Genomic DNA, 25,713 nt, shown 5'->3' on the forward strand with positions numbered 1-25,713 from the left:
CGGCTTCCGTCATATCGGAAACTTGCCCGCGATACGCTCCAGGTCGGCGAAGACGCGGTAGCGACGCTCGGCATGGAGCTGATCGATCGCTTCCTCGAAAAACCGCTGATAGTTCATGTCCGAATTTCCTTGTGTGCTCGCCGTTGTGCCGCGGGCGTCGGCTACACCGTAGTTGGCAAGGGTTGGACGTAGGCCCTTGAGGAACGGACGACCTTGATTCATGTCAAAATCACGACACCGAGGCTCCTTGCTCAGTTCGATATGAAGCGATGCAATGATCCGCTGCGCAGCACAGAACGCGTCACGCCGCCAAAGGTCCTCTCCAGTACCCGGCTATGACCGTAGCCACCGAGAACAATGAGATCTGCCGCGATATCCTGTCCGATCTGCAGGAGGAGTTCCGCCGGTTCGGAGCGGCGCGCATCCAAGATTTCCGATCGCGCCTTCACCCCGTGGCGCGTCAGATAGAGTTCGACATCCACTCCATTTTCCCTGGGGCCAGTATTCCCATTGTCCACGGTGGCGATCACGACATCCCTGGCGGTCATCAGGAAGGGCATAGCGTCGACGACGGCACGTCGCGCTTCCCGGGTATCGTTCCACGCAATCAGGATGCTTTCGGCCTTGATCGGCGCCAATGGGTCCGATGCCACGAGTATCGGACGGCCAGCCGCAACGATGAGACTTGCCGGATCCAGCATACGATGATGGTCGACCACCAGATCGGCCAAAGGCGAGCCAGTGAGGATCAAGTCGGCGGCACGCGCATTGACCGCAAGTTGGCGCGTGGGATTGCCTATCTCTCCGCGCCACGATGCACGATTGCTGCCTTTGACTATGCTCAGGAATTCCTCTCTCAGGCAATCGAGGCGACCTTCTATCTCCTCCACCTGACACCACAACGCCTTGGTCGCGGCCTGGTCATCAGTGCCGGTCGGCAGGACAAAATGCGGCTCGGCAGCGCAGAAGCCAATCAGGTCGGCCTCGAGCCGTTGAGCAAGATCCCATGCCATCGCGATGCGTGGCGCGGCGATCGCGTCCGCGTCCAGTTGAACCATGATCGTCTTGAAAGCCATCGCGTCATTCCATCTGCGGTTGACGCGACTTGGCCATCAAATAGAGGGAGTCACCTTGATGCGGGTCAAACGCGCAAACGAAACCGGTTGGTGCCGGCACGCTCGTACTGTGCGCAAGGCCAGAGGGTTGATCCTGATCAAGGACATGACCACGAATGGCGTCAACGTCGCGCTGTGGAGATCCAGAACGGAGTAGTCGATAATGCACACCCAGCCCGAACCATCCCCATTCGGCACACAATTGTTGCCGATTGCGGGAAATGGCCAGAAGTTCTTCCTTGCTGCCGCGTCACTTCAAGTGCACGCCTTCAAGGCGATGATGCGCTACAACGTCGAAACGCTGGCATTTTTGAAGCATCGTTGCGAACAGGACGTCAAGCTGGCCGACGATCTCGTCACCGGTCCGGAGTTCAATGACGCTTTCGACATCTTTGCTGCTTTCCTGCAGAATGCGACATCGCAATATGTCAGCGAAGCCGGTAAGGTCGCCACACTGACCTCCAGGCTTGCTTCGGAAACGGCCAAGCGGGTTCGCGAGGAAGCCACAACCACGATCGAGAACATAGCGGCGAGGACAGTCGCGTAGCTCGGCAATGCGGAGGTCGTCAAACATGACCAACTTTTGCAGGCGTCGTTTTCTGCCGGCTTCCGTCCTTGCACTGATGCTGTTCGGACATATGCATCAAGCCCTGGCCGATAGCTTAACTGATCACGGAAAGGCGTTGGTGGAAGTCAATTGCGCCCGCTGCCACGCCATTGGAAAAACCGACAAGAGCAGCCATCCTGACGCTCCGGCGTTTCGCACCTTGTCAAAGCGATATCCGATCACCGATCTCGAGGAGGCCCTCGCTGAGGGGATTTCGACTGGCCATCCAGACATGCCCGAGTGGATCGCCAGCCCCGACCAGATCGACGCAATTATCGCTTACATCAGCACGTTGCAGCAACCGTGATCGGGGCTATGGACGCCGCAGCCCACCGAACCTGACGCCTCCATTGCACAATGGAGGCTATCGATCTGGTGGCTGTTAACGCGCAAACAAACCGGCCCGTACCAAGCTAGGGCAACATCCTGTCAGCTGCACGGAAGAACGACCGAGCATGCGCCACGATCTGGGCCTCTGTGGGATGATCGGCAGGTTCGACGCCGATGATGCGATCCTTCAAGTAGGCATGGTGGTCGCGTATATGCTTTGCCAACTCGTCTTTTGCCGATCCTGGCCCTACGATCAGCCATTCCTTCGCCGGCTGCAGCGCCGCGACGATGTCCTGGTAGAAGGACTGGTTTTCCGGTGCACGCTTGCCGTCGACGGTGCCCGCCTTGTTGTGGGTCTGATGATGCGCAAGCGTGGTGGCAAGCCTAAGGCTCTCGGCCGATTCACGATTGAAGAAAAACACCTTGGCTTCGCGATGGTCCAGCCAGGCAACGGCATGTTGGGTCTGCATATTGATACATCCTTGAGGCTATAGTTGAGGAATGAGGGCGATCAACCGACGAGACGTCCTCACGCGGGCTAAGACTCCAGCGTCGCCAGGATCGAGCCGGGCTCGATGACGGTATTCGCAGTGGCGACAATCGTCGCCCGGCCATCTGCCGGCGCGACAATCTCGTGCAGCGCGTCTTCAACGCGAACTTCGGCTATTCGCTCTCCGGCCTTGATTGTGTCACCGCTCGTAATGAACCAGCGCTCCAGGATGCCCTCCGGCAACATGCTGGACATCCACAGGGATTCATCGACCTTGATGTAGTGCATCGCAATTCTCCCTATGCCAGCGAATGATATGCGCTCGCGCGGCACGGTCCTTGATCCCGATCAATCGGCGTACGACGCAGGGTGCTGCAATCGCGCGGCGTTTGACGGCGATCAATTTTCTGATGCGGCAGCTGTCCTAAGGATGGCCGGAGTCGACGGAGTGAGGCCATGAAGCTTTATAGAGAAAGGCAGCCGTCGCGACGAGCGTCCGATCAGATTGGCGCTGCGTTCGCGATCAATTGGGTTGCCGGCGCCGTGCATGTGATCGGCACCGATGCCGATACGGCGTCTGCCGCAAGAACTGCTAGCCACGTCAGCCCGACGCCCGGCAACGCGCGTGCTGTTTCGGCGATTCCAGAAAATGATGCAGATCAATGCGCAACGCATCGTTTGCGAAGATTTTGATGCGATGTGGAACCCTATCCTAAGCGCACCGTATGGTCGCCATCTCGAACTCGCCGTCTTCGACGAGGAGGGGGCGCATGCGCTGGTATTTCCCTGCATAAAGAGCCGCGAAGGTTGGAAAAATGCCGCCACCGGCGCCCGTGTCGACATCCGTCCGACCCACTGGCGCGAGTGGGAAGAGGAGAAGGTTCAGGCCAGCACCGGCAACCCTATCGAAGGTTCTCCCTAGGGTCGGGATTCCACGATCAGCGCCATGCGCACGAGATGTGACAGGCTGCTTGCGCCCATTTTGCTCATGACATTGGCCCGGTGGATTTCGACCGTGCGCGGACTGATCCCCAGATCGTAGGCAATCGTCTTGTTCGGCAGGCCCGAAACAAGTCCATCCAGCACCTGCCGCTCGCGTTCTGACAAGGTCGACAGACGCGCGCGGATATCCGCAGATTGGGGATGCGCCGCGTTTGCCTGGTTCCGGTTGGCAAGCGCGGAGCGGATCGCCTCGATCAGAATTTCGTCGTCGAACGGCTTCTCGATGAAATCGGCAGCGCCTTCCTTCATGGCCTGAACGGCAAGCGCCACGTCGGCATGGCCCGTCATGACAATAACCGGAATTGTATGTCCGCCCGCTCTGAGCTGGCGCAGGAACCCGATGCCGTCTATGCCCGGCATGCGCACGTCGGTTACGATGCAGCCGTCGAGATGGCCAGTCGCCGTTGAGAGAAAAGCGGTGGCCGATTCGTGCAGGCGTACTGCGAAGTCTGCTGTTGCCAGAAGAAAACCGAGCGATTTGCGGACGTCGACATCGTCGTCGACCACGTGCACTAGATCACTGTCGGCCATTTGTGATCTCTTCCTTCTCTACGATGCGCAAGGTGAAGCGGAAAGCGGTTCCGCCGGCCGGCATGACCTCGGCCCATATATGGCCACCGTGCGATTCAACGATGGTGCGGCAAATGGAAAGGCCGACACCCATGCCTTGCTTCTTGGTCGTTACAAACGGCTGGAAGAGCTGGGCCGAGACCTCCGGCGCGAGACCTGGGCCTGTATCGATCACGCTCACCTCGGCCATCCCATCATCCCGGGCAATGGTTGTGACTTTCAATTCGCGGCGCGGCGCGTCCTGCATGGCTTCCACCGCGTTGCGCATCAGGTTGAGCAGAACCTGCTGAATCTGGATGCGATCGGTCAAGACCAGTTCGGCGGCAGGGTCAAGCTTGTAGCTGACGAGAAGGTTTATCTCCCGCGCGCCGACCAAGGCCAGCGATGCGGCTTCCTCGATCAGCATCGGCAGCCGTTCGACCTGGCGCTCGCTTTCGCCCCTGGCCACAAAATCCCTCAGGTGACGGATAACGTCGCCTGCCCGCAAGGCCTGCTCAGCTGCCTTTTCGACCGCATCCCGAAGCACAGGCGCATTCTCGTCCTGGCTCTTCTCAAGCAGCCGACGACTGCCTTTGAGGTAGTTCGTAATCGCAGTCAGTGGCTGGTTGATCTCATGGGCAAGCGTCGAGGCCATTTCGCCAAGTGCTGTAAAGCGCGCCATGTGGAGGAGCTCCTGCTGCTGCTCCTGGATTCTTGCCTCCGCCCGGTGGCGTTCGGTCAGGTCGCGGCAGAAGCCGGTAAAGAAGCGTCCGGTCCCCGGATGCATCTCGCCAACGGAAAGCTCCATCGGAAAAGTCGTGCCATCCTTGCGCGCGCCGGTAACCGTCCGGCCGAGCCCGATGATCCGGCGCTCTCCTGTCGTCAGGTAGCGAAGCAGATAGGCATCATGCTCGTCGCGGTAGGGCGAGGGCATCAGCATTTTCACGTTTTGACCAATGACTTCGCTTGACTGATAGCCGAACAGCGTTTCGGCAGCGGTGCTGAAGGACTGAATCCCACCCTGTTCGTCGATGACGACCATCGCGTCCGGCACTGTTGCCAGGATCGATCGCAAATGGTCCTCACGCAGCCTAAGTGCTGCGTTTGCAAAGGACAGATCGCTGACATCCGTGCCTTCAATGAAGATCGCGGTGATACGGCCATCGTCGGCCTTGACCGGCTGATAGACAAAATCAAGGATGCGCTCCTCGACCGGCCCGTCGGCTTTGTTGCGAAGTCCAACCTTCACCCCGTGGCCGATGAAGGGCTCGCCGGTCGTGTACACATGGTCCAGATGTTCGAAAAACTCATCCCCTTCGAGCTCGGGAAAGGCGTCCCGTACTGACTTTCCAATCACGTGCCTGTGGCCAATCAATCGCTGGTAGGCGGCATTGGTCAGCTCGAAAATGTGACCTGGCTCGCGCAGGAGCGCTATAAAGCCCGGAGCCTGATCGAACATTTGCGACAGCAGTGACTTCAGTGTCGTTCCGCCGGGCGACAAACTGAGCGCTTCGTCTTTGATCACCTAAGCTTCCTGGGTTCGAGACGGTCCCGCCAAGGCTAACTATCACTTCTCGCCGCCCACGCAAAACGGATCGAGCCGACGATTTCGGGCGCAGATGCAGTTGGCGGATGCATTTGGCGATCTTTGACGCGCATCAAGGCATTGGACGCGGGCGAATGCAATTCATCACGCATTCCATCGTTCAGCGAAAGGCGTCCGCAATGTTTTACAAGTCAATCATCGTCAACCTCGCCATCGATGCGCCTCCTGCACCCATTGTAAATGCGGGGGTCGAGCTCGCGGAGCGGTTCGGAGCCCGTCTGATCGGCCTGGCGGCTGCGGATGTTGCGCCCTTGGTCGCGACCGGCGAAGGCATGGTCTACGAAGGCGAGATCATGCAGATCCAGCGGACGGAGATCGAAAAGCGGCTTGCCGAACTGCGTGCCGAGTTCGAGAGGCTGGTCCCTGCGTCGATCTTTAGCGAATGGGGCCAAGCTGTTTGCAGCCCAACCCGGTTCCTCAGCGTTTCGGCCAGGGCGGCAGATCTTATCATTACCGGCCAGGCAGGAGACAATGTCTTTCGCGCCGTGGATGTCGGCAGTCTGACACTGGGAGCCGGGCGTCCGGTTCTGGTCGCCGCGACCAACGTCGAGCACATCCTTGCAAAAACCGTTCTCGTGGCGTGGAAGGACACCAGGGAGGCACGTCGAGCAATGGCTGATGCATTGCCTTTCCTGGCAAAAGCCAGCGAAGTCGTGATCGTCACGATTGACACCGACCGCGACGAAAGCATTCGTGACAGCCTCGCCGATGTCGCGGTTTTTCTCGAACACCATGGCATCAAGGCACAAACCGAGCTGATCGCCGGTGAGGCTGATGGCGACCGGTTGCTGACATTCGCACGCTCGATCCATGCGGACCTGATCGTCTCGGGCGCCTATGGCCATAGTCGGTTGCGGGAATGGGCGTTCGGCGGCGTCACCCGCACGCTGATCGAAGATACTGGCATCAACCGCTTCATGTCGTACTGATGATAGGCGAAGCCAGCCAGCAATCCATCTCGCCACAGGACGGTGCCTATTGGTCGATCGAGACCAATGACCTTCTGCTGCGTTTTGAGACCTCAGTCTCGGGGCTTGCTTCCTCTGAAGCGGCATCGAGGCTGGCAAAATTCGGCCGAAACACACCTGCGTCGACGTCAAGCACCTCGGCCTTGGCAGTGTTTGCCCGCCAGTTCCGCAGCCCGCTGGTCCTGATCCTCATTTTCGCGGCCAGCGTGTCGGCCTTCGTCGGGGAAGGCCAGGAGGCTGCGATCATCGGCGCGATCGTGCTGGCAAGCTGTGTCCTGAGCTTCACCCAGGAGTTTGGTGCGTCGCGGGCGACCGAAGCACTGAAACAGCGTATTTCGCGCAAGGCTATTGTGTTGCGCGACGGCGCCGAGTGCTCGGTCGCCGCCGAAGAGATCGTGCCGGGCGACCTGATCCGGCTTTCGGCCGGAAACCTCATCCCTGCGGACGGTATCATTCTGGACGCGCGTGATTTCAATGTCAGCGAGGCCGTGCTGACCGGCGAAACGTTTCCCGTTGTGAAGGAACCGGGCAGGACGCCGCCAGAGGCTTCCCTCGCACAGCGCAGCAACGCGGTCTTCACGGGCACATCGGTCCGCAGCGGCACCGCAACCGTGCTTGCCGTGACGACCGGCTCCCACACGGAAATTGCATCCATCGCCGCCGCCCTCGAGCGAAAGATCCCCGAAACCGGCTTCGCCCGAGGCATCAGGCTATTCGGTTATCTGATGACCGAGATCATGCTGGCGATCGTCATCCTGGTGTTCTTCGCCAATTTGCTGCTGCATCGACCCCTGATTGAATCGCTGCTGTTTTCGCTGGCACTCGCTGTCGGCCTCACACCGGAGCTCCTTCCTGCCATCATCAGTGTGACGCTGGCTCGAGGGGCTCGCGCCATGGCAGCCAATGGCGTCATTGTGCGCCGTCTCGATGCCATTGAAAATCTGGGCAGCATGGATCTGCTGTGCACCGACAAGACCGGCACGTTGACGGAAGGCGTCATCCACCTCGACGGATGGCTTGATGCCGATGGCAATCCGTCAGCCGATATCCTGCTTTGGGCACGTCTCAACGCGACTATGCAGACCGGTCTGAAGAACCCGCTGGACGAAGCGATCGCTTGTACGCCGGGTGAGGGCGCATCGTTGGCGCCCTTCACGAAGGTCGACGAGATCCCTTACGACTTTATCCGCAAACGGCTGTCTGTTGTTGTTCGGACCAGGGACGCCGAAGACCTGCTGATCACCAAAGGCGCAGTCCAAAATGTCCTCGATACCTGCAGCTTTGTGCGAACAGCCGAGGGGCTGGAAACTCTCGATAAAATGCACCGTGCGGCAATCGACGAAAGATTCCGACGCTGGAGCGCGGACGGCTACCGCGTTCTGGGCCTGGCAATCCGTCGGGTTGAGAGCGCGAAAACGTTCAGCCGGAAAGACGAGATCGATCTCGCCTTCGCGGGCTTCCTGCTTTTCCTCGACCCGCCAAAGAAGGGCGTCAAGGAGACGCTTGCCGAGCTCGCCCAGCGCGGCATCGCGGTAAAGGTCATTTCTGGTGACAACCGTTACGTTGCCGCGCATCTCGCCCAGGCGATCGGCTTGCGCGCCGACAGAATCATGACCGGCGACGAGCTGTCTAAATTGACCAAGAGCGCGCTCTTCGCAGGCGTGCAGCACACCGACCTCTTCGTAGAGATCGACCCAAACCAGAAGGAGCGCATCGTTCAGGCCTTGCGGAGCAGGGGCCATGTCGTTGGTTACCTTGGCGACGGTATCAATGATGCGCCTGCCCTTCATGAGGCAGACATCGGCATCTCGGTCGACAGCGCTGTCGATGTCGCGCGCGAGGCGGCCGATATCATCCTACTCAAGCAGGATCTGGGCGTGCTTGTGCGCGGCGTCGACGATGGCCGCAAGACCTTCGCGAACACGATGAAGTACATTTCCATCACCACCAGCGCCAATTTCGGCAACATGATCAGCATGGCTGTCGCCTCGCTGTTCCTGCCTTTCTTGCCGCTTCTGGCCAAGCAGATCCTGCTCAACAATTTCCTTTCTGACGTTCCTTCACTCGCCATTGCAAGCGACAACGTCGACCCCGACCAACTGCGCCGGCCTCGCCACTGGGATATCCGTTTTGTGCGGCGGTTCATGATCAGCTTTGGCCTGGTCAGTTCGCTGTTCGACTTCGCGACCTTCGCATTCCTTCTTTTCTTCGCGCACGCCACGGAGGCCGCATTCCAGACCGCGTGGTTTGTCGAGTCGTTGCTGACGGAGCTTGCCATCGTGCTCATTGTGCGCACGCACAGGGCTTTCTGGGCAAGCCGTCCAAGCCCGTTGCTTGCCTGGCTTACACTGGCTGTCGGAATTATCGCGATCATGATCCCCTATCTGCCGTTTGCAGCTTGGTTCGGCTTCGTGCCCTTGCCTCTGCCCGTGCTTGCCGGGCTTGTCGCAATTACCGCGCTCTATCTACTCGCCTCCGAGGCGACCAAGCGCTGGTTTTTCGGACAAGAGAACCGCAACTCGCACCGGAAGAGGGCTGGGCAGACGATTGAAAGAGGGGCCAAGCCTCATGCAGCCTACCCGAGATCATAGGCCGTGCGGAGGCTTGAAGCGATGACGAAAGAAGCGCAGGCATTCTGCCTATCGAGGATCGCGCAAGTGGCTGCAGGTGCTGCTTGTCCATCCTGGAGGCCCGTTCTGGCAAAGACGCGTTCTTGGCGCCTGGTCGATTGCCAAAGGCGAGTATGACGAAAGCGAGCTGCCCGAGGCAGCGGCACGGCGCGAATTCAGCGAATGGACAGGCAGCCTAAGGGAGCCCTGCTCACTCTGGGGCAGTTGCGCCAGCGAGGAGGAAAACTCATCACGGCATTCGCCTTCGAAGCCGACTTCGATACCGCGACGTTGCGCAGCAACCTGTTTGAGATGGAATGGCCGCCACGCAGCGGTCGGATACAATCCTTTGCCGAGGTCGATCGTGGTGAATGGCTGTTTTAGCACTGGCCAGGGACAAGCTGGTTGTCGGTCAACGGCCTTTTCTCGACCTCCTCGTCGCTGCGGTTCAGCGCCCAAGAGGTTGTCAGCTGATCGCTCGTTGATCGAGATCAACGCCGCCCGCCGCCAACATGCCAATGATGGCCAGTAGGCAGGAGTGATCACCATGACCTTTCTCGATTACCTGATTTCAGTTGATGCCAGAACCGCCCTGATGGACCGCATGATGCGGAAGTTGGGCGTCGACAGACATTTGAAGGTCGTGGCAGACCATACGGCAGTCACGAACCGGGCGGTGGACCGCTGCCGTTCCTGCGGGCATCAGGATGAATGCTCGGTCTGGCTCGACGAACATCAGCAAGCCGATAACCCGCCGGACTATTGCCGCAACAGCGACCTGATCGCTCGACTGCAGCATGCGGCCGGCCAACGCTAGCCATTCGAGCACTCAGCCTGGACGATATCGTTCTGCCCGTGTTTTGACGAGAGTCAACGCAAACCGCGTTTTGCAGTTGATAGGTTTGCAATCCACGGGACCAGGCAGTTGAACACTTTATTTTTTCTGGAGGCATTCCTGCTCTTTGTCGCACCAGGGCCAACCAACGCTCTTTTGCTGACGGGGAAGGTCAAGCGAGAGAAAGCGGTCATGCGGATACGGGATTTACGCTGCGTCCCTTCGTGTCGCGCGATACTATTCAGATAATCGTGCCGATGAACATCGAGCCGCGCGCTCTGTGGGAATCTTCTGGGTTGCGCTACTGGTGATGACAGCTGCCACCGGATCGGTGTGGCTTTTGCTGGGTCGGCGCTTCAGCGGTGGCAAAGCACTGGCAGAAGAAGTTGCGGGCGCGGCGCGTATTGGCTTTGCCCTGTTGCTCCTTCGACCGTTGATAGCCTGGTCGCGCCCTAAGCGCGGCGAAGCCTTGGGCGAGGACTAGCAACACGGAGAGGCAATGGTGCCTCGCTGCGGATCAATGGTCTGCTCCGCTATGAAACAAGGACGACCGAGACGGGATCAGCGCAGAAGAGATTATCCTTGACGGCATTGACGCCGGGGACGTTTTCGGCAGCGACTATCGCTGCCTGGCGCTCACGTTCGTCGAAGATGGCGCCGCTCAGTGTTACCACACCCTTGTCCACCATCACATTGATCAAATCGTTGCCGGCCCATCTCTGCCTCGCAAGCTCAGTAGCGATGTTGTGGCGAATCTGTTCGTCATCAATGACCGTAGCGACACCATGGGGAAGAACGCCGAGCAATGCCCGCAGAAGATCAGAGTGGGTGATGATGCCGACGATTTTCCCAGCTTCGACGACCGGAATGCGTTTGACATGGTGACGCGTCATGAGCTCGACGACTTTCGCGAGCGATGCTGCAGGGGATGTCGTGACGACATCTTGCGACATCACCTCCTCAACCCGTCGACCATTGGCGCGGACATATTCGTCGGCGGCCTTTCCGGGGCTGACGAGAAACTCCAACCAGCGCGAGCGCTTGCGCTGCGTGCCCAGTTCCCCGCGTCGCAGGAAATCGCCCTCGCTGACGATCCCCAACAGCTTGCCATCGTTGAGAATGACGGGGAGGCCGCTGACCTTTTTGGAAAGCATCAACCCGGCAGCCTCGGCGATCGATGCTGACGGGTCTATGCAGACGACTGGCTTGCTCATTATGGCGTCGGCTTGCATGTTCGCTCTCCGGAGTTTTCCAAACCTCCGGCTTCTTAGAATTCCCATGCATGAAGCGCCTTGATCTGAATCATTTTGCCATCGACGCAAATGGTCCAAATGTGGGTCGCGAATGACGGGCGCCTGCCGGTCAACCAGCGATCGCGGTCTTGGCGACATTCACGCCAAGCTCGTAGACAAGCAGTCCACCATAGTAGGCCGTCGCCGTGACCAGCATTGCTCCGCAAATTTCGATCAAAGGGATGGCGATCGTTACAGCGCGAAACTCGCGATTTCGGGCCCAAAGTGCGAGCCTTACAAGTCCCCAGATCATAAAAGCAAAGGCAGTGATACCTCCCAGGCTTTCATGGATTTCCGCGACATCGCTGCTGAAGCCGGCAGCTTCGGCGTGATCCAGGGCAAGACCGCCGAAGAACCATGTCCCAATTGCAAAGACTCCGGCGGCCATGGCCAAAAACGTTGAGATCGTGCCGGCGCCCGATTTCCTGGTGACGGCGCTGCCGCCTGCCAGCGCCACGATGTCGATAGCTGCAAGCGTGTAGATCAGAACGATAGGAAAATGAACAAGAACGGGGTGGATGTGCTGTATCGGAATCACGAAAACTCTCCAGAAATTGGCAAGAGACTTTGATAATTTGCCGGCTTTGCAGCGAGCCCTGGCCCGCGACATTGGCAAGCGTCATGTGCTGTGGTGGGCCATGCACAGCGAAGGGAAGACCTAGTCGTTGTCGTCGGCTTCATCGCCTTGCTGGTCGTCACACGCATCGTCGCTACCCTTGATGGCCTTCGGGGCGGAGGCGTCCTGCATGGGGATGGCCTGCAGATCGATCGGACCGGATGGGACAACAGACGATGACGCCCCACATGATCCTTCGTCCGATTCAGCGGCCGCCGGCAGGGCAAAGATCGTGAGGCTTGCAAGTGCTGCAAGGACAAGCATGGAGTTGCGCATGGTCTCGTATCCTTCTCAGCGCGGCCATGATTGGACGCGATGATGCCCTGATATGGACCCTTTGCTTGCTGTGGGCTGAGGATAACTGACAGCAAATTGAAAGCTGCAACGTGCGACATGCCTTGCCGATGAAAAGACAATGGAAGCGTTTGGCGGTGCTGGGTCTCGCGGGACTTGTCCTGGCCATGCCTATCGCTGCTCGTGCCGACGAGGACGATGACGGCGACCATGACCGGGCGCGGGATTTATACGAACGCGGCGAAATCAAGGGCCTTGCCAATATACTGGACGTTGTCCGCGCCAAAGCTCCTGGCGATGTTGTTGGCGTGGATCTCATCCGCAAGGCCGACAGATGGGTCTACCGCTTTCAGGTCGTGGGTGCCGATGGCCGGCGAACGACCGTCGACGTCGACGCCGGGGCCGGCGTCATCATGCGCGATGGGGAGGGTGACTGATGAAGGTCCTCCTGGCCGAAGACGAGCCCCGTATCGCTGCCGATATCGCGACCGCCCTCAAGGCATCCGGAATGGCGGTCGATATCGTAAAGGATGGTGAAGCTGCCTGGTTCGCAGGCGATGTCGAGAACTATGACGCCGCGATTCTGGATCTCGGATTGCCCAAGCTCGATGGTCTTACGGTCTTGAAACGTTGGCGGGCCAACGAGCGCAGGTTTCCGGTTCTCATCCTGACCGCAAGAGGCATGTGGACCGAACGCGTCGACGGCATCAATTCCGGTGCTGACGACTATCTTCCCAAGCCTTTCGAAATGGAAGAACTGCTCGCCCGGTTACGGGCAATCCTGCGTCGCTCGGCCGGCCAGGCGGCACCCGTGTTGAGGTCCGGGCCGCTGCTCTTGGACACACGCCAGATGCGCATTTCGCTACGCGGCATCCCCATTGCGCTTTCGCCACTGGAATACCGGCTCCTGGCGTTTCTGATGCACCACGCCGGCCGGGTGGTGGCGCCGACCGAACTTGCCGAACATTTGTACGATTCAGGCAACGACCGCGATCCGAACACGATCGAGGTGATCGTTGCGCGCCTGCGTCGCAAGCTCGGGAGCGGCGTCATCGAAACGAGGCGCGGATTCGGGTATCTGATGCCCGACGATTCCCGCTGATGGGCAACTCGATCCGGTTCAGGCTCTGGTTGGCGGCAACGATCTCGATTCTGGTTGCTCTTGCCGTCGCCGGCGTTGGATTGCGCTATCTATTCGAACTGAATGTCGAGCGGCGCGTTGTCAGCGAGCTGACAGTCGACCTGAACGATCTCATCGGCGCGACTAATTTTGCCGCCGATGGCCGTCCTTCGGTCCAGGCGACCTTGGCCGACCCACGTTTCTCCATTCCCTTTTCCGGCCACTACTGGCAGGTGCAGGACACTGGTTCCGGCAATCTTGTCCGCTCGCGTTCATTATGGGATGCGACGCTTGCCTTGCCTGATCGCGCAACCAACGGCGAATTCAGGGAGATCAAGGAATTCAAGGGGCCACAAGGGGAGCTCACCATCGCCGTCGAGCGCACGATCATCGACGCCAGTGGCCGATCGTTTCGCGCTGTCGTGGCGGAAGATCATCAAACGGTGAAGGAATCCATCGATGGGTATGTCCGCGATCTCGCGCCAGCCCTTGTTTTGCTCGCCATTGCTCTCATGGCGGCCTTCTTCATCCAGATCACCGTCGGCCTTGCGCCTCTGGAGACCTTGCGGGTTGCGGTCAGAAACGTGATTGCGCAGCGATCAGCACGGCTCGATGTGGTGGCGCCAAGCGAGGTCCAGCCGCTCGCGGACGAAATCAATCGTCTTCTCGATGCCCAGGAGAAGGCGCTTGCGCGAGCCCGCTCGCGCGCCACCGATCTGGCGCATGGCCTCAAGACACCGCTGCAAGTACTGTCGGCCGACATCCGGGCCTTGCGCAAGAAAGGTGAGACGGATCTGGCTGACGAGATCGAGAAAAGCGCCGGAGCGATCCGGCGCCATGTCGAGCGGGAGCTCGCGCGCGCCCGCCTTGCACCCGGCGTTTCCGGCAAGGCATCCTGCCTTGTGTCGGACGTGGCGGCTGGCGTCATTGCCGTCGTCAAACGGACACCAAGCGGCAAGCAGCTTTCGTTCAAGCTGGATGTCGCGGAAGATCTGACGGCGCCAATCGACGAAGGCGACTTGTCGGAAGTTCTCGGCAATCTGGTCGAGAATGCCGCGCGCTATGCAAAATTGTCAGTTCGTGTCGGTGCCTCCACTGCCTGGGACGAGGTGACCGTCAGTGTTGCTGATGATGGCCCAGGTATACCGGATGCTGATCGGAAGTCCGCGCTCTCGCGCGGTGTCCAGCTCGACAGCAAGGGCGGCAGCAGCGGTCTTGGCCTGGCCATCGTTTCCGACATCGTCGAAGCCTATGGTGGACGCCTTGCCATGGCCAACGCCGATCCGGGTCTGGTGGTGACCATTTCCTTGCCGCGACACAGATGAGTGTGCTTCAGGCAAAACCCGGGAAATAGTCGACCTTTATCTTCGAGCGGCGAACGCCCATGGCCAACAGCTTCTGGCGCAGCGCCTTGACCATCGCCTGCGGGCCGGAAATGTAGAAGGTGCGCTCGAGGTAGTCGGGTATGGCCAGACGTATCAGGCGCTCGTCTATGTATCCGAGATGTTGCCCGCGCTCGCCACCGCGCGCGACAGCGTGGATCGTCTTGATGCCAAGTTCCTGCCTGGCCGCGCCAAGCACGTCGCGATAAGCGATGTCTTGCTGCCCTTCGGTTCCGTAGAGGATGACGATCGGTCGCCGCTCCTTGCGGTCGATGAGATATTGCAGCATCGAGCGGAACGGCGTGATGCCGATGCCTCCGGCCAGGAACGCGATCTTGGTTTCACGCCGGGCGGGCAGCGTGAAATTGCCGGCCAGTTGCGCGGCATGGATCGTGCTACCCGGCTTCATGGTCATCAGCTCGCGCTTGAAGGCACTTGATTGCGGATAGAACTTGACGCCGAGTCGAACTGTTTCCTCCGTCGGCGCCGAGGCGACTGTGAAATAGCGGCGGTTGCCGCGATTGTCGGCACGATCGAGGCCGAGCGTCCATTCGAGATATTGGCCGGCCTCGAAGGCGAGCTTCTCGGGCGACCGGAAGACGAAGTCAAAGCTGTCGACGGCCGATTGCTCGATGCGTTCGAGCGTCAGCACGAAGCGTCCCTTGGGGCCAGCCGCATAGGCAAACAGGTTGCCGGCAAGCAGCGCCAGTTCCGGCGTGAAATAGAACGACCCCATATGGACGTTGGGAGCGCACAGAAAGCCGACAATGGCGGCAAAGGCAATACGCGGCCAACGCATCGTCGGCGCGGTCAGCGGCTCGGTCAGCATCACGAAGGCAAAGAACAGCAGCGGCGACGAACCCAGCGTCTCTGCAAGCGCGGTCCAGTACTGCGACGGGTCCGTGGTCGCCAGAATGGTCGCTAGCGCCACGAAAACGAAGGTCAAGACAAGGTCAAGCCGGTGCAGTTTCCGGACAATAAGCATGCCGCCAATGAGCACCAGCGGAAGCAATGGCAGATTGCCGCCCACCCACCACGTGGCTGGTTGGTCGAGCAGCAGCGCGGACAGCGCCACGCCCAGCGCAGCCGGGTTGAAAAGGTGCTTCCGGCCGATGGCGAAAATGAACTTGGATGAAATCGCCCAGACGGACGCGAATGCCACCGCCGCGATCCCCTTTATGTCCGTGACCGCAACCGGATCGAGGATAAGCGCCAGGATGAGTGCGGTGATGTAGACGGACTCGTTGTTGGCCGGGACTGCGAAGGCATGCGCAAAGACCTTGTTGGTGATCCAGCAGGCGGCCAGCGCAAGCGCCGTCGTGAAGGCAAGCGCAATCGGATCATGTGGCACCAACTTGACGAAGCCGAGCACGAACGCTGCGCCGACCAGTGCCATCAGATAGTACAGGACCAGCCTGTACATGGTCAGGTGATCGAGAAATCGGTCGATGGTCTTGATCATGGCAGGCAAAGGGCTCCGAACCCGGTTGTCGGCGTGGCGCGGCCATTGGCGTCGACGAGATAGCCCTCCAGGCCAGGCGCCTGCTCGATGAAGAGAATGCCGTCCCGACCCATGGCGAACGCCGCGGTAGCGAAACGATCGGCTTCGAGCACATCGGCGCCGATGACGGTCAGGCTGACGATGTCCTGGATCCGACTGCCAATCCCATGTGGATTGTAGATGTGTTGACCGCGGACATAGGTGCCGGAGGTCGCGACACCACGACCGCGGGGATAGACGATCTTTAGGATCTCGTCCGGGTTGAAGGGATTGCGGATGCCGATGCTCCAGTCATGACCCAAAGCATTCTTGCCGCAAGACTGGATATCCCCGCCGGCCTCGATAAAGAAATCGCAGATGCCGGCCCGTTGAACGATCCCGGCCGCATTGCGAATTGCCCAGCCCTTGACGATGCCGGAAGGATCGAGCGACCCGTCGGGTTTACGAATATCGAAGTATCCATCCGTCTCGTCTTTCGTCTGTCTGGCGAGAGCGAGCACTTCCATCATCTCGCCACTCCAGTCGACGACAGGCACGTCGCCGCGGTTGATGGCCGTGATCTCGCTGTCGGCCCGGTATGTGCTGAAGCGCCGGTCGATGTGCTCGAAATAGCCGAATACCGCGTCGATCAGTTCACCGTTCGGCGCACCGCCGACGTCGACCGTAATGGGCATGCCCATCAGAATGCGCGTTTCACGCATTTTACTACGACGACGCTTTCTTCAGCGCGCCGCGCAGCGACTGGATGAAGGCCCTGCTGGTTAGCGTCGCACCCGAAATAATGTCGACATTGGCGCTTTGGGCGCTGATCGCCTCGTCGCGCAGCATCGGCAACGCCTGCCTGTTGATGTTGATGGAGGTGCGGCGATCGGAGGGATATTTCAATACTTTCAGCGCCGTAAGCTGCCCGCCCTGTACGAGGGCCTGAATCTGGATGATGCCGTAGTAGGCATCAGCGGGCGGGCCGGTGTAGACGCCGTCGGCATAGCTCTTTGCGGCCAGCTTCATGCCCACCCGCACGACACGTGCTGGCGCATCCCGATATGCCGGCCTCGGCTGCGGAACTGGCATGTAGACGGCAGGAGTTACGGCGAATGCAGGTGCTGACGCCGCAGGATCGGAGACAGCCGGAGCCACTGGCTGAGCCGGTGGCGTTGGCGATGGTTGTGGTGCCACCGGAACCACAGTCTGCCTGACTGGATCAATTGGCCGTTCAGCGCGCTTTGCTATCCCTGGCGTCGTTTCGCGAGAAATCGGGGACCTTGTGCTGAACCGGGGATTGAGGGGTGCCGGCAAGGTCCGAAGCCCCGGCAAAGTCGCAGCGGATGACGACTCTTTTGGCTGCACGGAAGGCGCTTGGGCTGCGTTGGCCGGCAGCGCTTCGCCAAGCATATCGTTTGCCGGATCCTTGCCGGCCTGATCCCATATATAAGCTCCGGAGGCGGCGATCACGAAAAGTGACAAGGCAATCTGTTTCATCGGCATTGTGTTTCCACGTTCAATCTTGCGGGGCGATCCTTCTGGTCCGCTCGGATGCAATATCCCACGACCAAGCTGACAACGGGCTGTCAGCCGCGTTAAAGCTGCGAGGGCCCCTGAAAGGGCAATGGGAGACAGGAAGTTGATTTGTCCTAAATCAAGACTGTCGCCTAAGCCGCAAGGTAGGACGGTCCTCTTAAGGGAGATTGTTGCCTATGACCGTTGCCAAGGAGCCGACCGGATATACGGCAACGCAGATTGTGTTGCATTGGGCGATCGCGGCGCTGATCATCCTGCAGCTTTTGTTGGGAGAGGACATTAAGCCAGCTTATCGGGCATTCTCGCGCGGCATCGAACCGGCGGCTGGCGACATCTTCAACGCCACCATTCACGTCTATGTCGGCTTGACCGTCCTGGTGCTGGCGGTCTGGCGCCTTGCCGTCCGCTTGCAGCGTGGCGTCCCCGTTGCCCCGGCAGAAGAAAGCGTCGCTTTGCAGCGGATCGCGACGGCAACCCACTTCATGCTTTACGTGTTCATTTTCGGCATGCCGATAACCGGAGCTTTGGCATGGTACTTCCAACTTGCTGCTATGGGCGACATCCATGAACTCGCCAAGCCAGTTATCATCGTTATCGTCTCCCTCCATGCGGCGGCCGCTCTATGGCAACATTTTTATGTAAAATCCGGCGTGCTCATCAGGATGCTGCGGCCGGCCGCCCGGCGTGCGCGGTGACATCATGAGCCGCCTGCATGCGGAAAACCATCTCGTCTCGCGCATAGGCTGGCTGCGGGCCGCAGTGCTTGGCGCCAATGACGGCATTGTGTCGACGGCCAGCCTGATCGTTGGCGTGGCTGCAGCCAATGCCGCGGCCTCCAATGTCTGGTGGCCGGCATAGCGGGTTTGGTAGCTGGCGCGATGTCTATGGCGGCCGGCGAGTATGTCTCGGTCAGTTCGCAGTCCGACACCGAACGAGCCGACCTTGCCCGCGAGAAAGGAGAGTTGGCCACGCAACCAGACTTCGAGCGACTGGAACTTGCCGACATCTATGTCAAGCGGGGCGTGGAGCCAACGCTGGCATTGCAGGTCGCCGACCAGTTGATGGCCAAGGACGCGCTCGGCGCTCATGCACGCGACGAACTCGGTATTTCGGAGGTGACGACGGCGAGACCGATCCAGGCGGCGCTGGCCTCGGCGGCTGCATTTTCGGTTGGCGCGGCCATGCCATTGGCGATGGTGCTTGTTTCACCTTCAGCCTGGCTTGCAGCAACCGTGTCTGTTGCCTCGCTCCTATTCCTGGCTGTGCTGGGTGCCATCGGCGCGAAAGCCGGCGGCGCCAATGTGATGAGGGCAACCCTTCGCGTCACATTCTGGGGTGCCCTGGCAATGGCGCTGACGGCCGGCATTGGCGCCGTGGTTGGTACCGCCATCTGATCTGGTCCGGCTTCGATCTCGGTAGATGCAACGAGCGCCATTTCTTGCGCAAGAGAATCCGGCCCTTCAGGTGTCAGCGCTACGAAGTTGCGAAAGCGCAACGACGGAAGCCAGAGCCGCATTTATGAAGACGCTTCGCAAATCGCGGAGACTTCATCGTGAAACAGCGCAGTTCGATCAACCCCGACATGGTCGTCGACGAAATCATGAGGAAATGGCCGGCAACGGTGGCGGTGATGTTGAGACACAACATGCTCTGCGTCGGCTGTCCGATCGGCACATTCCACACAGTGACTGAGGCGTGCCGGGAACATCAGATCGATGAGGACGACTTTCTCGTCAAACTCGAAGCGACTGTTCGAGGAGAATGGTGACGGTCAACCCTTGTCCCGGTTCTCGGCCAGAACCACAAGACGATGTGCATCCTTGACCGTGACTTTCTGGCGCCCGCTGAGGATTATTCCGTTGTCTTCCCACTTGCTCAGCAGCCGGCTGACCGTGTGCAGCGTCGTACCCGTCATCTCGGCGATGTCCTGCCTCGAGATCGGAAAATCGATTTCGATGCCGCTGTCGGTCTTACGGCCGGTCTGGTTCGCCAGCCGCAACAGCGCATGCGCAACCCGCTGCTCCACCTGTTCCGTGGACATCTCGACTACCCGCGTCTGGGTCTCCTGCAGCCTGGTTCCAACCGTCTTGTATGTGGTTGCCCCAAACACCGGGAACCGGCGCGCCAATTCCGCCCATAGAGAATTGGCCCAGGCCAGCACCACGCAATCCACCGCCGCGACAGCGGTGGCGGGGTAGGTCGTCCGGCCCAGCGCTGCGGCGACGCCAAAGATCTCGCCTTCGCTGATGTATCTCGCGATGACCTGCTGTCCGTCAGGCGTGGTGCGGACCACCCGAATGTGCCCGGCGATCAGCACGAAGAAGGAATGGGCCTCGGCTTCCTGCTCGAAGATCGTTGAGTCCTTGGCATAGCGTGACGATCGAGCGCCTCTGAGAAGCTCGCTTTGCTCTTCGGGCGCCATCCCTTGGAAAAGGGCCAGCCGTGATATCAGCGATCGGTCTAGCGCAACCAAGCGAATTTCCTCACGGCCTTTCCGCATCAATCGTGCGGCAACCCTTTCTTATCCCGAGTTTGCGCCAGCGCAAATTGTCCTCTGCCGCATCAGGCTAAATGGCATGGAACGGCGCAACGCCGCGAAGACGAAACAAAGGACAAATCGATGAAACTCTCCATCCTCGCCGCCGCAATCTCCCTCCTCGCGCTCGCCGGCGGTGCAAGTGCGGAAGAGCACGTGGTGCAAATGCTCAACAAGGGCGAAAAGGGCGCCATGGTTTTCCAGCCGGCCTTCGTCAAGGCCGCACCTGGCGACACCGTCAAGTTCGTTCCGACCGACAAGACCCACGACGCCGAGTCGATCAAGGGCATGCTTCCGGATGGCGCTGAGCCTTTCAAGGGCAAGCCCAGCGAGGAAATCACCGTTACGCTGACGAAGGAGGGCGTTTACGGCGTCAAATGCGCGCCCCACTATGGCATGGGGATGGTCGCGCTGATCGTTGTCGGCAAGCCGGCCAATCTCGATGCCGCCAAGGCAGTCAAGCATCCTGGCAAGGCAAAAACGGTGTTCGCTGACCTGTTCACCCAGATTCCGGCCAACTGACCACCATACAGTCTGCCTGCCGTAAGGGGGCGGGGTACGGGCCGGACGGACCGAGGGCGGCGGTTCATCCCGCCCTTTTCATCTGAGGATGCAGTCATGGCAGTTTCACGCCTGCGGAGCTATTCCGGCCCTGCGGTTCTCTCCTTTGGATTCAGGCCCTTCTTCCTCCTCGGGTCGCTGTATGCCGCGCTCTCCATTCTGCTCTGGCTACCGATGTACGCAGGCGAGCTTGTTGCCCACAGTGCGTTTGTCCCGGTCGACTGGCATATCCACGAGATGCTGTTCGGCTATCTGCCGGCGATCGTTACCGGGTTCCTGCTGACCGCCATCCCGAACTGGACGGGCCGGCTGCCCGTGCGGGGACCGCCGTTGCTGACGCTGGTTGTCCTGTGGCTTGCCGGCCGCGCCGCTGTCTTCTTCTCGGCGGATATCGGCTGGCAAGCCGCCGCCGTGATCGATGGCGCTTTTCTGATTGCGGTCGCTGCGGCGGCGGCACGCGAGATCGTCGCCGGACGCAACTGGCGCAATCTCAAGGTGCTGCTGCCGCTTGCCGTCCTTGCTGGCGCCAATGGCGCGTTCCACATCGAGGCGCACCTTCAAGGCACATCCGACATCAGCCGCAGGCTCGGTATGGCTGCGGCGATCATGCTCATCTCGCTGATCGGTGGGCGCATCATTCCGAGCTTCACGCGCAACTGGCTCGTCCGCGAAAATCCTGGCAGGCTGCCTGCGCCGTTCGACCGTTTTGACATTGCATCACTAGCCATCTCAGCCGTCGCGCTGGGAGCATGGTCTTTCGCCCCCGATAACAGTGTCTCAGGAATGCTTATGGCCGTCGCCGCACTCTGCCAGGCTTGGCGTCTGTCGCGCTGGGCTGGCGAGCGCACATTGCGGGATCCGCTCGTGCTCATCCTCCATCTTGCATATGCCTTTGTTCCGGTCGGTCTCGCCCTTGTCTCGGCGTCGATTTTCTTCCCCGATGCCGTGCCGGCGGCGGCGGGACTTCACGCACTCGGAACGGGTGCGGTCGGCGCGATGACGCTTGCCGTGATGACCCGCGCAACGCTCGGGCACACCGGGCGAGCGCTCAAGGCTGGAACAGGCGCCTCGTCCATCTTCGTGGCCGTCCTTCTCGCTGGATCATTGAGAATCCTGGCCGCCTTCGTCCCCTCTGGCGCGGTGATCGACATTGCCGGTGCGGGCTGGGTGGCGGCATTTTCCGGCTTCATTCTGGTCTACGGCAATGCATTGATGACGCCAAAGGCGCGGTGAGCCGGCGGGGAGAGCAGGCCACCGTCGGAACGCGAATGGAGCAGCCGCTTCAGATTGTCAGGCAATGCCGAGATGGCCGAGGATACGGTTCACCCATCCTCGATGGTCGAGGACCAGCCTGAATCCCAGATTGTCCGGAGGCGTGCCAACGGCACAGCCGCCGCTCTTTCCGTCGCCGACGAAGTTCGACATGTAGGCTCGGTGAAGTCCCTCAAGGACGTGGACGCCGCAATTGTCGACCGAACTTGCAACACCGCTTCCATCGGCAGCCAACGTGGTGCGGACATAGCAGGTCGAGGTCCACTCCCAGACGTTGCCGGAAAAATCGGCGAGGCCCAGGGAATTCATGCCAAAAGAGCCACGGCTCCTGGGCAACGGGTCCGGTTTGCGATTGAGGTCCACCTCGGCCTTGTAGCTGGTGAGCCAACGCCTGGCGGGGTTGCTAGCGTCGTTTTCGACGCCCTCGAATTCGCCGGCGAACCGCTCCGCCGCGGCAAACGCCCATTCTTCGTCGGATGGCAGCCGCCATTGGTCGCCGGTCACGTCCGAATACCACCGGGCGTAGGCATTGGCATCGAGATAGCTCACACCGGTCACAGGCGCGCTGACTGGGATCGTGCGCATTTCCTGTGGCGGTGGGCAGCTGCCAGCCGCGACACAGGCCGCATAGTCGGCCGCGCCAACTTGATAGGTCATGATTTCAAGAGGGGTGTTGAATTGTCGCTTGAGGCGGGGATTGGCTTGCGGGCGTCCATCCTTGAGGAACTCGCCCGGCGTCGGGTAGGTGATCGAACCGGAAAGCAAGACAACCGTCATAGCGGTGGGGTGGGGCTGTCGATCCCCGAAGACCGCCGGTACCGAGAGCCCTACCTGGATAGCAGCGGCGGCCAGGCTAACTGAGGCAACCTTCAGGATGTAAGGAGACATGGCTTTTGTCCATACCCCGGACAGCGTCGCTGTCCGGGTAAATTGGAGTGCCGTCAGTTGGTGGCGATGGGTTTCGGCGCCTCGACCTGCGTCATCAAATCATCATTCCACTCGCCCTCGACCATGAAGTGCGCGGTCGCCCCGAGTTCCACGGCCTCGATCAGATTGTGATTGACGTAGGCGTAGACACCCGGCTGCAGGAACGTGTAGAGCGCCGAGCCCGCAGAACCACCGCGGATGAACCAGGTTTCCAGATCCTTGGCCGGGGGATTGGCGAATTTGCCCTGTTCCCAGACAAAGTCGCCGTGCCCGCCGATCAGATGCGGCCGCGTATCGCGGTTGGCCTGCGAATGCACGATCAGCACGGTCTCGCCGACCTTCGCCTTCATGGCGTTGTCGCCCGTCAGCGAACCGACCTTGCCGTTGAACACGACGTGCGTCGGGATCAGCCCGCGCATGACCTTGACGATGTCATCGTAACCGTCGCCCGCCGATTCGTAGCTCTTGAAATTGCCCTTCTCGTCGCGCGGGATGTAGAAGTCGCTCTCGCCGATGTAGAAGATCTTGTCGTACTTGACCGGTCCACCCTTGTCGTTCCTGAGCCCGTTGCGCGGCAGCACCATGATGGCGCCGTTCATGCCGGAGACGACATGCCACGGGATCATCGGTCCGCCGGGGGCACAGTGATAGACGAACGTTCCCGTTCGGGTGGCCTTGAAGCGCAGCGTCACCTGTTCGCCGGGATTGATCAAGGTGAGGGCGCCGCCGCCGAGCGCACCGGTCGCGGCATGGAAGTCGATGTTGTGGGCAAGGGAGTTGGTATCAGGATTGATGAGCGTCAGTTCGACATAATCGTCCTGGTGCACGACCATCAGCGGGCCCGGGATCGAGCCGTTGTAAGTCATTGCATTGAGCTGCGTCCCGTCGGCGTCGATGACCATCGGTTTTTCCTCGATCGTAATGGTGAATTCGACGATCTTCGGTCCGCCCTTGGCCACCTGGTCGTGCGGATGCACGAACGGTGGCGAGACGAGCTTGATCTTTTCGCGGGGCAGCCCGCGAATGTCGGCCTTCGTCACCGTTGCCGGAAATGCGGGCAGCGCGGCCACGGCGGCGGCACCAATCACCGCTCCGAAAAGGGTTTCGCGTCGCGTGATCATGTCAATCTCCTGTCTCTACCGTTGCGGATGAGCACAAGGTATCTGACCTGACGCAGCGTCTCTTTGCGCTGGCGCAAATTGGTTAGTATTAATCGGAACAACAACGGCCCTCGGACTGCGGCAATCTTGTGCGCCAAAGTTTTGAGATGCAGCAGCGGCTTTCTGCAAGCGTCCGCAGTCATTGGCTCCTGAAGATCAGTGCCCGCATTGTCTTTACAGAAGATCAGAATTCGCTCGGTGGCCAAGCCTACCAAGAAAAAGGGCAACGGCCATCGCATTTCCGTCAGGACGGGCGTCGTCGTTGCCGACAGCGTGCTCGCCAACCATGACGGCGCTATGGAACTCGCAGACGACCTCATGTCCAAGGGATGTGGGAAGGGAGCAGAACCCCGATGGGACTCTGCCTGGCGCGTTTTCACCGCTACGAAACCATCACAGAGAACGGATCCGTATTGAGGAAGAGGCCGTCCTTGACTTGCCCGACGCCGGCAACCTTCTCAGCCGCAACGATCGCTGCCTTCCGTTGACGCTCNGAAGAGGCCGTCCTTGACTTGCCCGACGCCGGCAACCTTCTCAGCCGCAACGATCGCTGCCTTCCGTTGACGCTCATCGACAATTGCCCCTCTCAGTTCGACAAAGCCGTTGCTGACCCTCACATCGATCAAGTCACCACCGCTCCAGGTTTGTGGCTGCAGCTCGGCAAGGATAGCCTTGCGGATCAGGTCGTCATCGGGTGGCGGGGTGCCCTGTTTTGGTATGGCGCGGATCAGGACAAGCAGCAAATCAGTTCGCGTGATGATGCCGACGACCCTTTCCCGATCGACAATCNTATGGCGCGGATCAGGACAAGCAGCAAATCAGTTCGCGTGATGATGCCGACGACCCTTTCCCGATCGACAATCGGGACATTGTTGATGCGATGCTGCATCATCAAGTCGACAATATCTGTAATCGCGGCGCCAGGAGGCGCCGAGATGACGTGTGGGGTCATCACCTCATGGATGATCCGTCCGTTCGATCGCATATAGTCATTGGCGGTTGTACCCGGGCCAAGATCAAACTCCAGCCAGCGCGGACGCACACGCTGGGTGCCAAGTTCCTCTCGACGCAAGAAGTCGCTTTTGCTTACAATGCCAACCAGGGTGCCGTCGCTGTTCGTTACCGGCAGGCAGCTGATTTTGTTTGAAAGCATGAGCTCGACCCCTTCGGCGATCGTCGCGTTCGCATCCGTCGTGATGACTGGCTTTGTCATTATGGATTCGGCTTGCATCCTCACCCTCCTGATCTTTCGTCAGACGACGATAGGACATCCCGACCCGCGGCGCTTTGATCTGAGTCACTTGGAACGAGTGGCATTCTCCGCGCCTTCGTCGCTGTCGACGAGAATGCGCTCCGCCGCGCCATCGAGATCCTCGTACTGGCCGCTTCTCAACGCCCAAAGGAAGCCGGAGAGGCCGAGTGC

At 60.0% G+C, this 25,713-nt stretch carries 32 protein-coding genes and 2 pseudogenes; 17 read left to right on the plus strand and 17 right to left on the minus strand.

Going from position 1 to position 25,713, the window contains the following annotated elements; translation table 11 throughout:
- Positions 1-192 (plus strand): hypothetical protein (locus X739_RS1000000170190; protein WP_210164774.1); only part of this gene is annotated, 192 nt, incomplete at its 5' end.
- Positions 193-251: 59 nt separating this feature from the next.
- Here the strand turns inward: X739_RS1000000170190 and X739_RS137640 are convergent.
- Positions 252-1,076: a universal stress protein gene (locus X739_RS137640; RefSeq protein ID WP_023796475.1), complete on the minus strand. Its 825-nt coding sequence runs from the start codon at positions 1,074-1,076 to the stop codon at positions 252-254.
- Positions 1,077-1,278: 202 nt separating this feature from the next.
- On the opposite strand from X739_RS137640, the gene X739_RS137635 reads away from it, so the two are divergent.
- Together X739_RS137635 and X739_RS137630 are read left to right on the plus strand one after the other, a co-directional pair.
- Complete coding sequence (locus X739_RS137635) at positions 1,279-1,662, plus strand: phasin family protein (protein WP_031252621.1); 384 nt, start codon at positions 1,279-1,281, stop codon at positions 1,660-1,662.
- A 91-nt stretch (positions 1,663-1,753) separates the two neighbouring features.
- The gene (locus tag X739_RS137630; RefSeq protein WP_245273984.1) at positions 1,754-2,029 is read left to right on the plus strand and encodes a cytochrome c; all 276 of its coding nucleotides are present in this window, start codon (positions 1,754-1,756) and stop codon (positions 2,027-2,029) included.
- Between the two features lie 106 nt (positions 2,030-2,135).
- Here the strand turns inward: X739_RS137630 and X739_RS137625 are convergent, their stop codons facing one another.
- Positions 2,136-2,522, minus strand: coding sequence for a hypothetical protein (locus tag X739_RS137625; RefSeq protein WP_023796478.1), 387 nt, complete (start codon positions 2,520-2,522; stop codon positions 2,136-2,138).
- A 68-nt stretch (positions 2,523-2,590) separates the two neighbouring features.
- Positions 2,591-2,830, minus strand: coding sequence for a lipoyl domain-containing protein (locus X739_RS137620; protein ID WP_023796479.1), 240 nt, complete (start codon positions 2,828-2,830; stop codon positions 2,591-2,593).
- 168 nt (positions 2,831-2,998) lie between these two features.
- Between X739_RS137620 and X739_RS1000000169755 the strand changes: the two genes are divergently transcribed.
- Together X739_RS1000000169755 and X739_RS0136155 are read left to right on the plus strand one after the other, a co-directional pair.
- On the plus strand, positions 2,999-3,235 hold the full coding sequence (locus X739_RS1000000169755; protein WP_156940060.1) for a hypothetical protein: 237 nt from the start codon (positions 2,999-3,001) through the stop codon (positions 3,233-3,235).
- Positions 3,192-3,464, plus strand: a complete 273-nt coding sequence (locus X739_RS0136155; protein ID WP_023796480.1) for a hypothetical protein — start codon at positions 3,192-3,194, stop codon at positions 3,462-3,464. Before X739_RS1000000169755 ends, X739_RS0136155 begins: the two co-directional genes overlap by 44 nt.
- Here the strand turns inward: X739_RS0136155 and fixJ are convergent.
- Complete coding sequence (gene fixJ, locus X739_RS137615; RefSeq protein ID WP_023796481.1) at positions 3,461-4,075, minus strand: response regulator FixJ; 615 nt, start codon at positions 4,073-4,075, stop codon at positions 3,461-3,463. The genes X739_RS0136155 and fixJ overlap by 4 nt on opposite strands.
- A complete protein-coding gene (locus X739_RS137610) occupies positions 4,062-5,618 on the minus strand; it encodes a PAS domain S-box protein (protein WP_023796482.1) in 1,557 nt (518 codons plus the stop codon). The genes fixJ and X739_RS137610 overlap by 14 nt, the downstream gene beginning before the upstream one ends.
- Positions 5,619-5,818: 200 nt before the next feature.
- On the opposite strand from X739_RS137610, the gene X739_RS137605 reads away from it, so the two are divergent.
- The 4 genes and pseudogenes from X739_RS137605 (at position 5,819) to X739_RS137595 (ending at position 10,093) form a co-directional block, all read left to right on the plus strand.
- Positions 5,819-6,628 (plus strand): universal stress protein, encoded by an 810-nt coding sequence (locus X739_RS137605; protein WP_031252624.1) that lies wholly within the window; start codon positions 5,819-5,821, stop codon positions 6,626-6,628.
- On the plus strand, positions 6,628-9,258 hold the full coding sequence (mgtA, locus tag X739_RS137600; protein WP_023796484.1) for a magnesium-translocating P-type ATPase: 2,631 nt from the start codon (positions 6,628-6,630) through the stop codon (positions 9,256-9,258). The genes X739_RS137605 and mgtA overlap by 1 nt, the downstream gene beginning before the upstream one ends.
- 70 nt (positions 9,259-9,328) lie before the next feature.
- A pseudogene (locus X739_RS01000000166845) lies at positions 9,329-9,761 on the plus strand (NUDIX domain-containing protein).
- Positions 9,762-9,823: 62 nt separating this feature from the next.
- Positions 9,824-10,093, plus strand: coding sequence for a DUF6455 family protein (locus X739_RS137595; protein ID WP_023796486.1), 270 nt, complete (start codon positions 9,824-9,826; stop codon positions 10,091-10,093).
- 551 nt (positions 10,094-10,644) lie between these two features.
- On the opposite strand, the gene X739_RS137590 is transcribed toward X739_RS137595, so the two are convergent.
- From X739_RS137590 to X739_RS137580, 3 genes are all read right to left on the minus strand, one after another.
- The gene (locus X739_RS137590; RefSeq protein WP_023796487.1) at positions 10,645-11,343 is read right to left on the minus strand and encodes a CBS domain-containing protein; all 699 of its coding nucleotides are present in this window, start codon (positions 11,341-11,343) and stop codon (positions 10,645-10,647) included.
- Positions 11,344-11,473: 130 nt separating this feature from the next.
- Positions 11,474-11,941, minus strand: coding sequence for a DUF2231 domain-containing protein (locus X739_RS137585; protein WP_023796488.1), 468 nt, complete (start codon positions 11,939-11,941; stop codon positions 11,474-11,476).
- Between the two features lie 120 nt (positions 11,942-12,061).
- A complete protein-coding gene (locus X739_RS137580; RefSeq protein WP_023796490.1) occupies positions 12,062-12,295 on the minus strand; it encodes a hypothetical protein in 234 nt (77 codons plus the stop codon).
- A 185-nt stretch (positions 12,296-12,480) separates the two neighbouring features.
- On the opposite strand from X739_RS137580, the gene X739_RS137575 reads away from it, so the two are divergent.
- Genes X739_RS137575 through X739_RS137565 form a run of 3 tightly spaced genes read left to right on the plus strand, consistent with a single transcriptional unit; the run spans position 12,481 to position 14,758 of the window.
- Positions 12,481-12,750: a PepSY domain-containing protein gene (locus tag X739_RS137575; protein WP_245273982.1), complete on the plus strand. Its 270-nt coding sequence runs from the start codon at positions 12,481-12,483 to the stop codon at positions 12,748-12,750.
- Positions 12,750-13,415 carry a response regulator transcription factor gene (locus X739_RS137570; protein WP_023796492.1) on the plus strand — a complete coding sequence of 222 codons (666 nt, stop codon included), beginning with the start codon at positions 12,750-12,752 and terminating at the stop codon, positions 13,413-13,415. Before X739_RS137575 ends, X739_RS137570 begins: the two co-directional genes overlap by 1 nt.
- On the plus strand, positions 13,415-14,758 hold the full coding sequence (locus X739_RS137565) for a HAMP domain-containing sensor histidine kinase (RefSeq protein ID WP_023796493.1): 1,344 nt from the start codon (positions 13,415-13,417) through the stop codon (positions 14,756-14,758). The genes X739_RS137570 and X739_RS137565 overlap by 1 nt, the downstream gene beginning before the upstream one ends.
- A 7-nt stretch (positions 14,759-14,765) precedes the next feature.
- Here X739_RS137565 and X739_RS137560 read toward each other — a convergent pair whose 3' ends face one another.
- The 3 genes from X739_RS137560 to X739_RS0136175 are packed head-to-tail and all read right to left on the minus strand — an operon-like array spanning position 14,766 to position 17,795.
- A complete protein-coding gene (locus X739_RS137560; RefSeq protein WP_023796494.1) occupies positions 14,766-16,277 on the minus strand; it encodes an RnfABCDGE type electron transport complex subunit D in 1,512 nt (503 codons plus the stop codon).
- On the minus strand, positions 16,274-16,996 hold the full coding sequence (locus tag X739_RS137555; RefSeq protein ID WP_245273983.1) for an FAD:protein FMN transferase: 723 nt from the start codon (positions 16,994-16,996) through the stop codon (positions 16,274-16,276). The genes X739_RS137560 and X739_RS137555 overlap by 4 nt, the downstream gene beginning before the upstream one ends.
- Positions 16,997-17,021: 25 nt before the next feature.
- A complete protein-coding gene (locus X739_RS0136175; RefSeq protein WP_031252628.1) occupies positions 17,022-17,795 on the minus strand; it encodes an FMN-binding protein in 774 nt (257 codons plus the stop codon).
- A gap of 215 nt (positions 17,796-18,010) precedes the next feature.
- Here X739_RS0136175 and X739_RS137550 point away from each other — a divergent pair, with 215 nt between their 5' ends.
- The 3 genes and pseudogenes from X739_RS137550 (at position 18,011) to X739_RS137545 (ending at position 19,602) form a co-directional block, all read left to right on the plus strand.
- Complete coding sequence (locus X739_RS137550) at positions 18,011-18,529, plus strand: cytochrome b/b6 domain-containing protein (protein ID WP_023796497.1); 519 nt, start codon at positions 18,011-18,013, stop codon at positions 18,527-18,529.
- A 4-nt stretch (positions 18,530-18,533) separates the two neighbouring features.
- A pseudogene (locus X739_RS01000000166850) lies at positions 18,534-19,228 on the plus strand (VIT family protein).
- A 158-nt stretch (positions 19,229-19,386) separates the two neighbouring features.
- On the plus strand, positions 19,387-19,602 hold the full coding sequence (locus X739_RS137545) for a DUF1858 domain-containing protein (RefSeq protein WP_023796500.1): 216 nt from the start codon (positions 19,387-19,389) through the stop codon (positions 19,600-19,602).
- Positions 19,603-19,605: 3 nt separating this feature from the next.
- On the opposite strand, the gene X739_RS137540 is transcribed toward X739_RS137545, so the two are convergent.
- Complete coding sequence (locus X739_RS137540) at positions 19,606-20,307, minus strand: Crp/Fnr family transcriptional regulator (protein WP_031252629.1); 702 nt, start codon at positions 20,305-20,307, stop codon at positions 19,606-19,608.
- A gap of 147 nt (positions 20,308-20,454) precedes the next feature.
- On the opposite strand from X739_RS137540, the gene X739_RS137535 reads away from it, so the two are divergent.
- Together X739_RS137535 and X739_RS137530 are read left to right on the plus strand one after the other, a co-directional pair.
- On the plus strand, positions 20,455-20,892 hold the full coding sequence (locus X739_RS137535) for a pseudoazurin (protein ID WP_023796502.1): 438 nt from the start codon (positions 20,455-20,457) through the stop codon (positions 20,890-20,892).
- Positions 20,893-20,988: 96 nt separating this feature from the next.
- Entirely contained in the window at positions 20,989-22,164 is a 1,176-nt protein-coding gene (locus X739_RS137530) for an NnrS family protein (RefSeq protein WP_023796503.1), read from the plus strand.
- Between the two features lie 57 nt (positions 22,165-22,221).
- On the opposite strand, the gene X739_RS137525 is transcribed toward X739_RS137530, so the two are convergent.
- The 5 genes from X739_RS137525 to ccoS all read right to left on the minus strand — a co-directional run.
- A complete protein-coding gene (locus X739_RS137525; protein ID WP_032924577.1) occupies positions 22,222-23,091 on the minus strand; it encodes an SUMF1/EgtB/PvdO family nonheme iron enzyme in 870 nt (289 codons plus the stop codon).
- A 53-nt stretch (positions 23,092-23,144) separates the two neighbouring features.
- Positions 23,145-24,251, minus strand: a complete 1,107-nt coding sequence (gene nirK, locus X739_RS137520; RefSeq protein WP_023796505.1) for a copper-containing nitrite reductase — start codon at positions 24,249-24,251, stop codon at positions 23,145-23,147.
- Positions 24,252-24,748: 497 nt separating this feature from the next.
- A complete protein-coding gene (locus tag X739_RS1000000171000) occupies positions 24,749-25,033 on the minus strand; it encodes a BON domain-containing protein (protein ID WP_023796507.1) in 285 nt (94 codons plus the stop codon).
- Entirely contained in the window at positions 25,018-25,521 is a 504-nt protein-coding gene (locus tag X739_RS01000000166855; RefSeq protein ID WP_023796508.1) for a CBS domain-containing protein, read from the minus strand. Before X739_RS01000000166855 ends, X739_RS1000000171000 begins: the two co-directional genes overlap by 16 nt.
- Positions 25,522-25,587: 66 nt before the next feature.
- Positions 25,588-25,713 (minus strand): cbb3-type cytochrome oxidase assembly protein CcoS (gene ccoS, locus X739_RS1000000168880; protein WP_023796509.1); only part of this gene is annotated, 126 nt, incomplete at its 5' end.

Source organism: Mesorhizobium sp. LNHC209A00 (genome assembly GCF_000502915.1).
Taxonomy (GTDB): domain Bacteria; phylum Pseudomonadota; class Alphaproteobacteria; order Rhizobiales; family Rhizobiaceae; genus Mesorhizobium.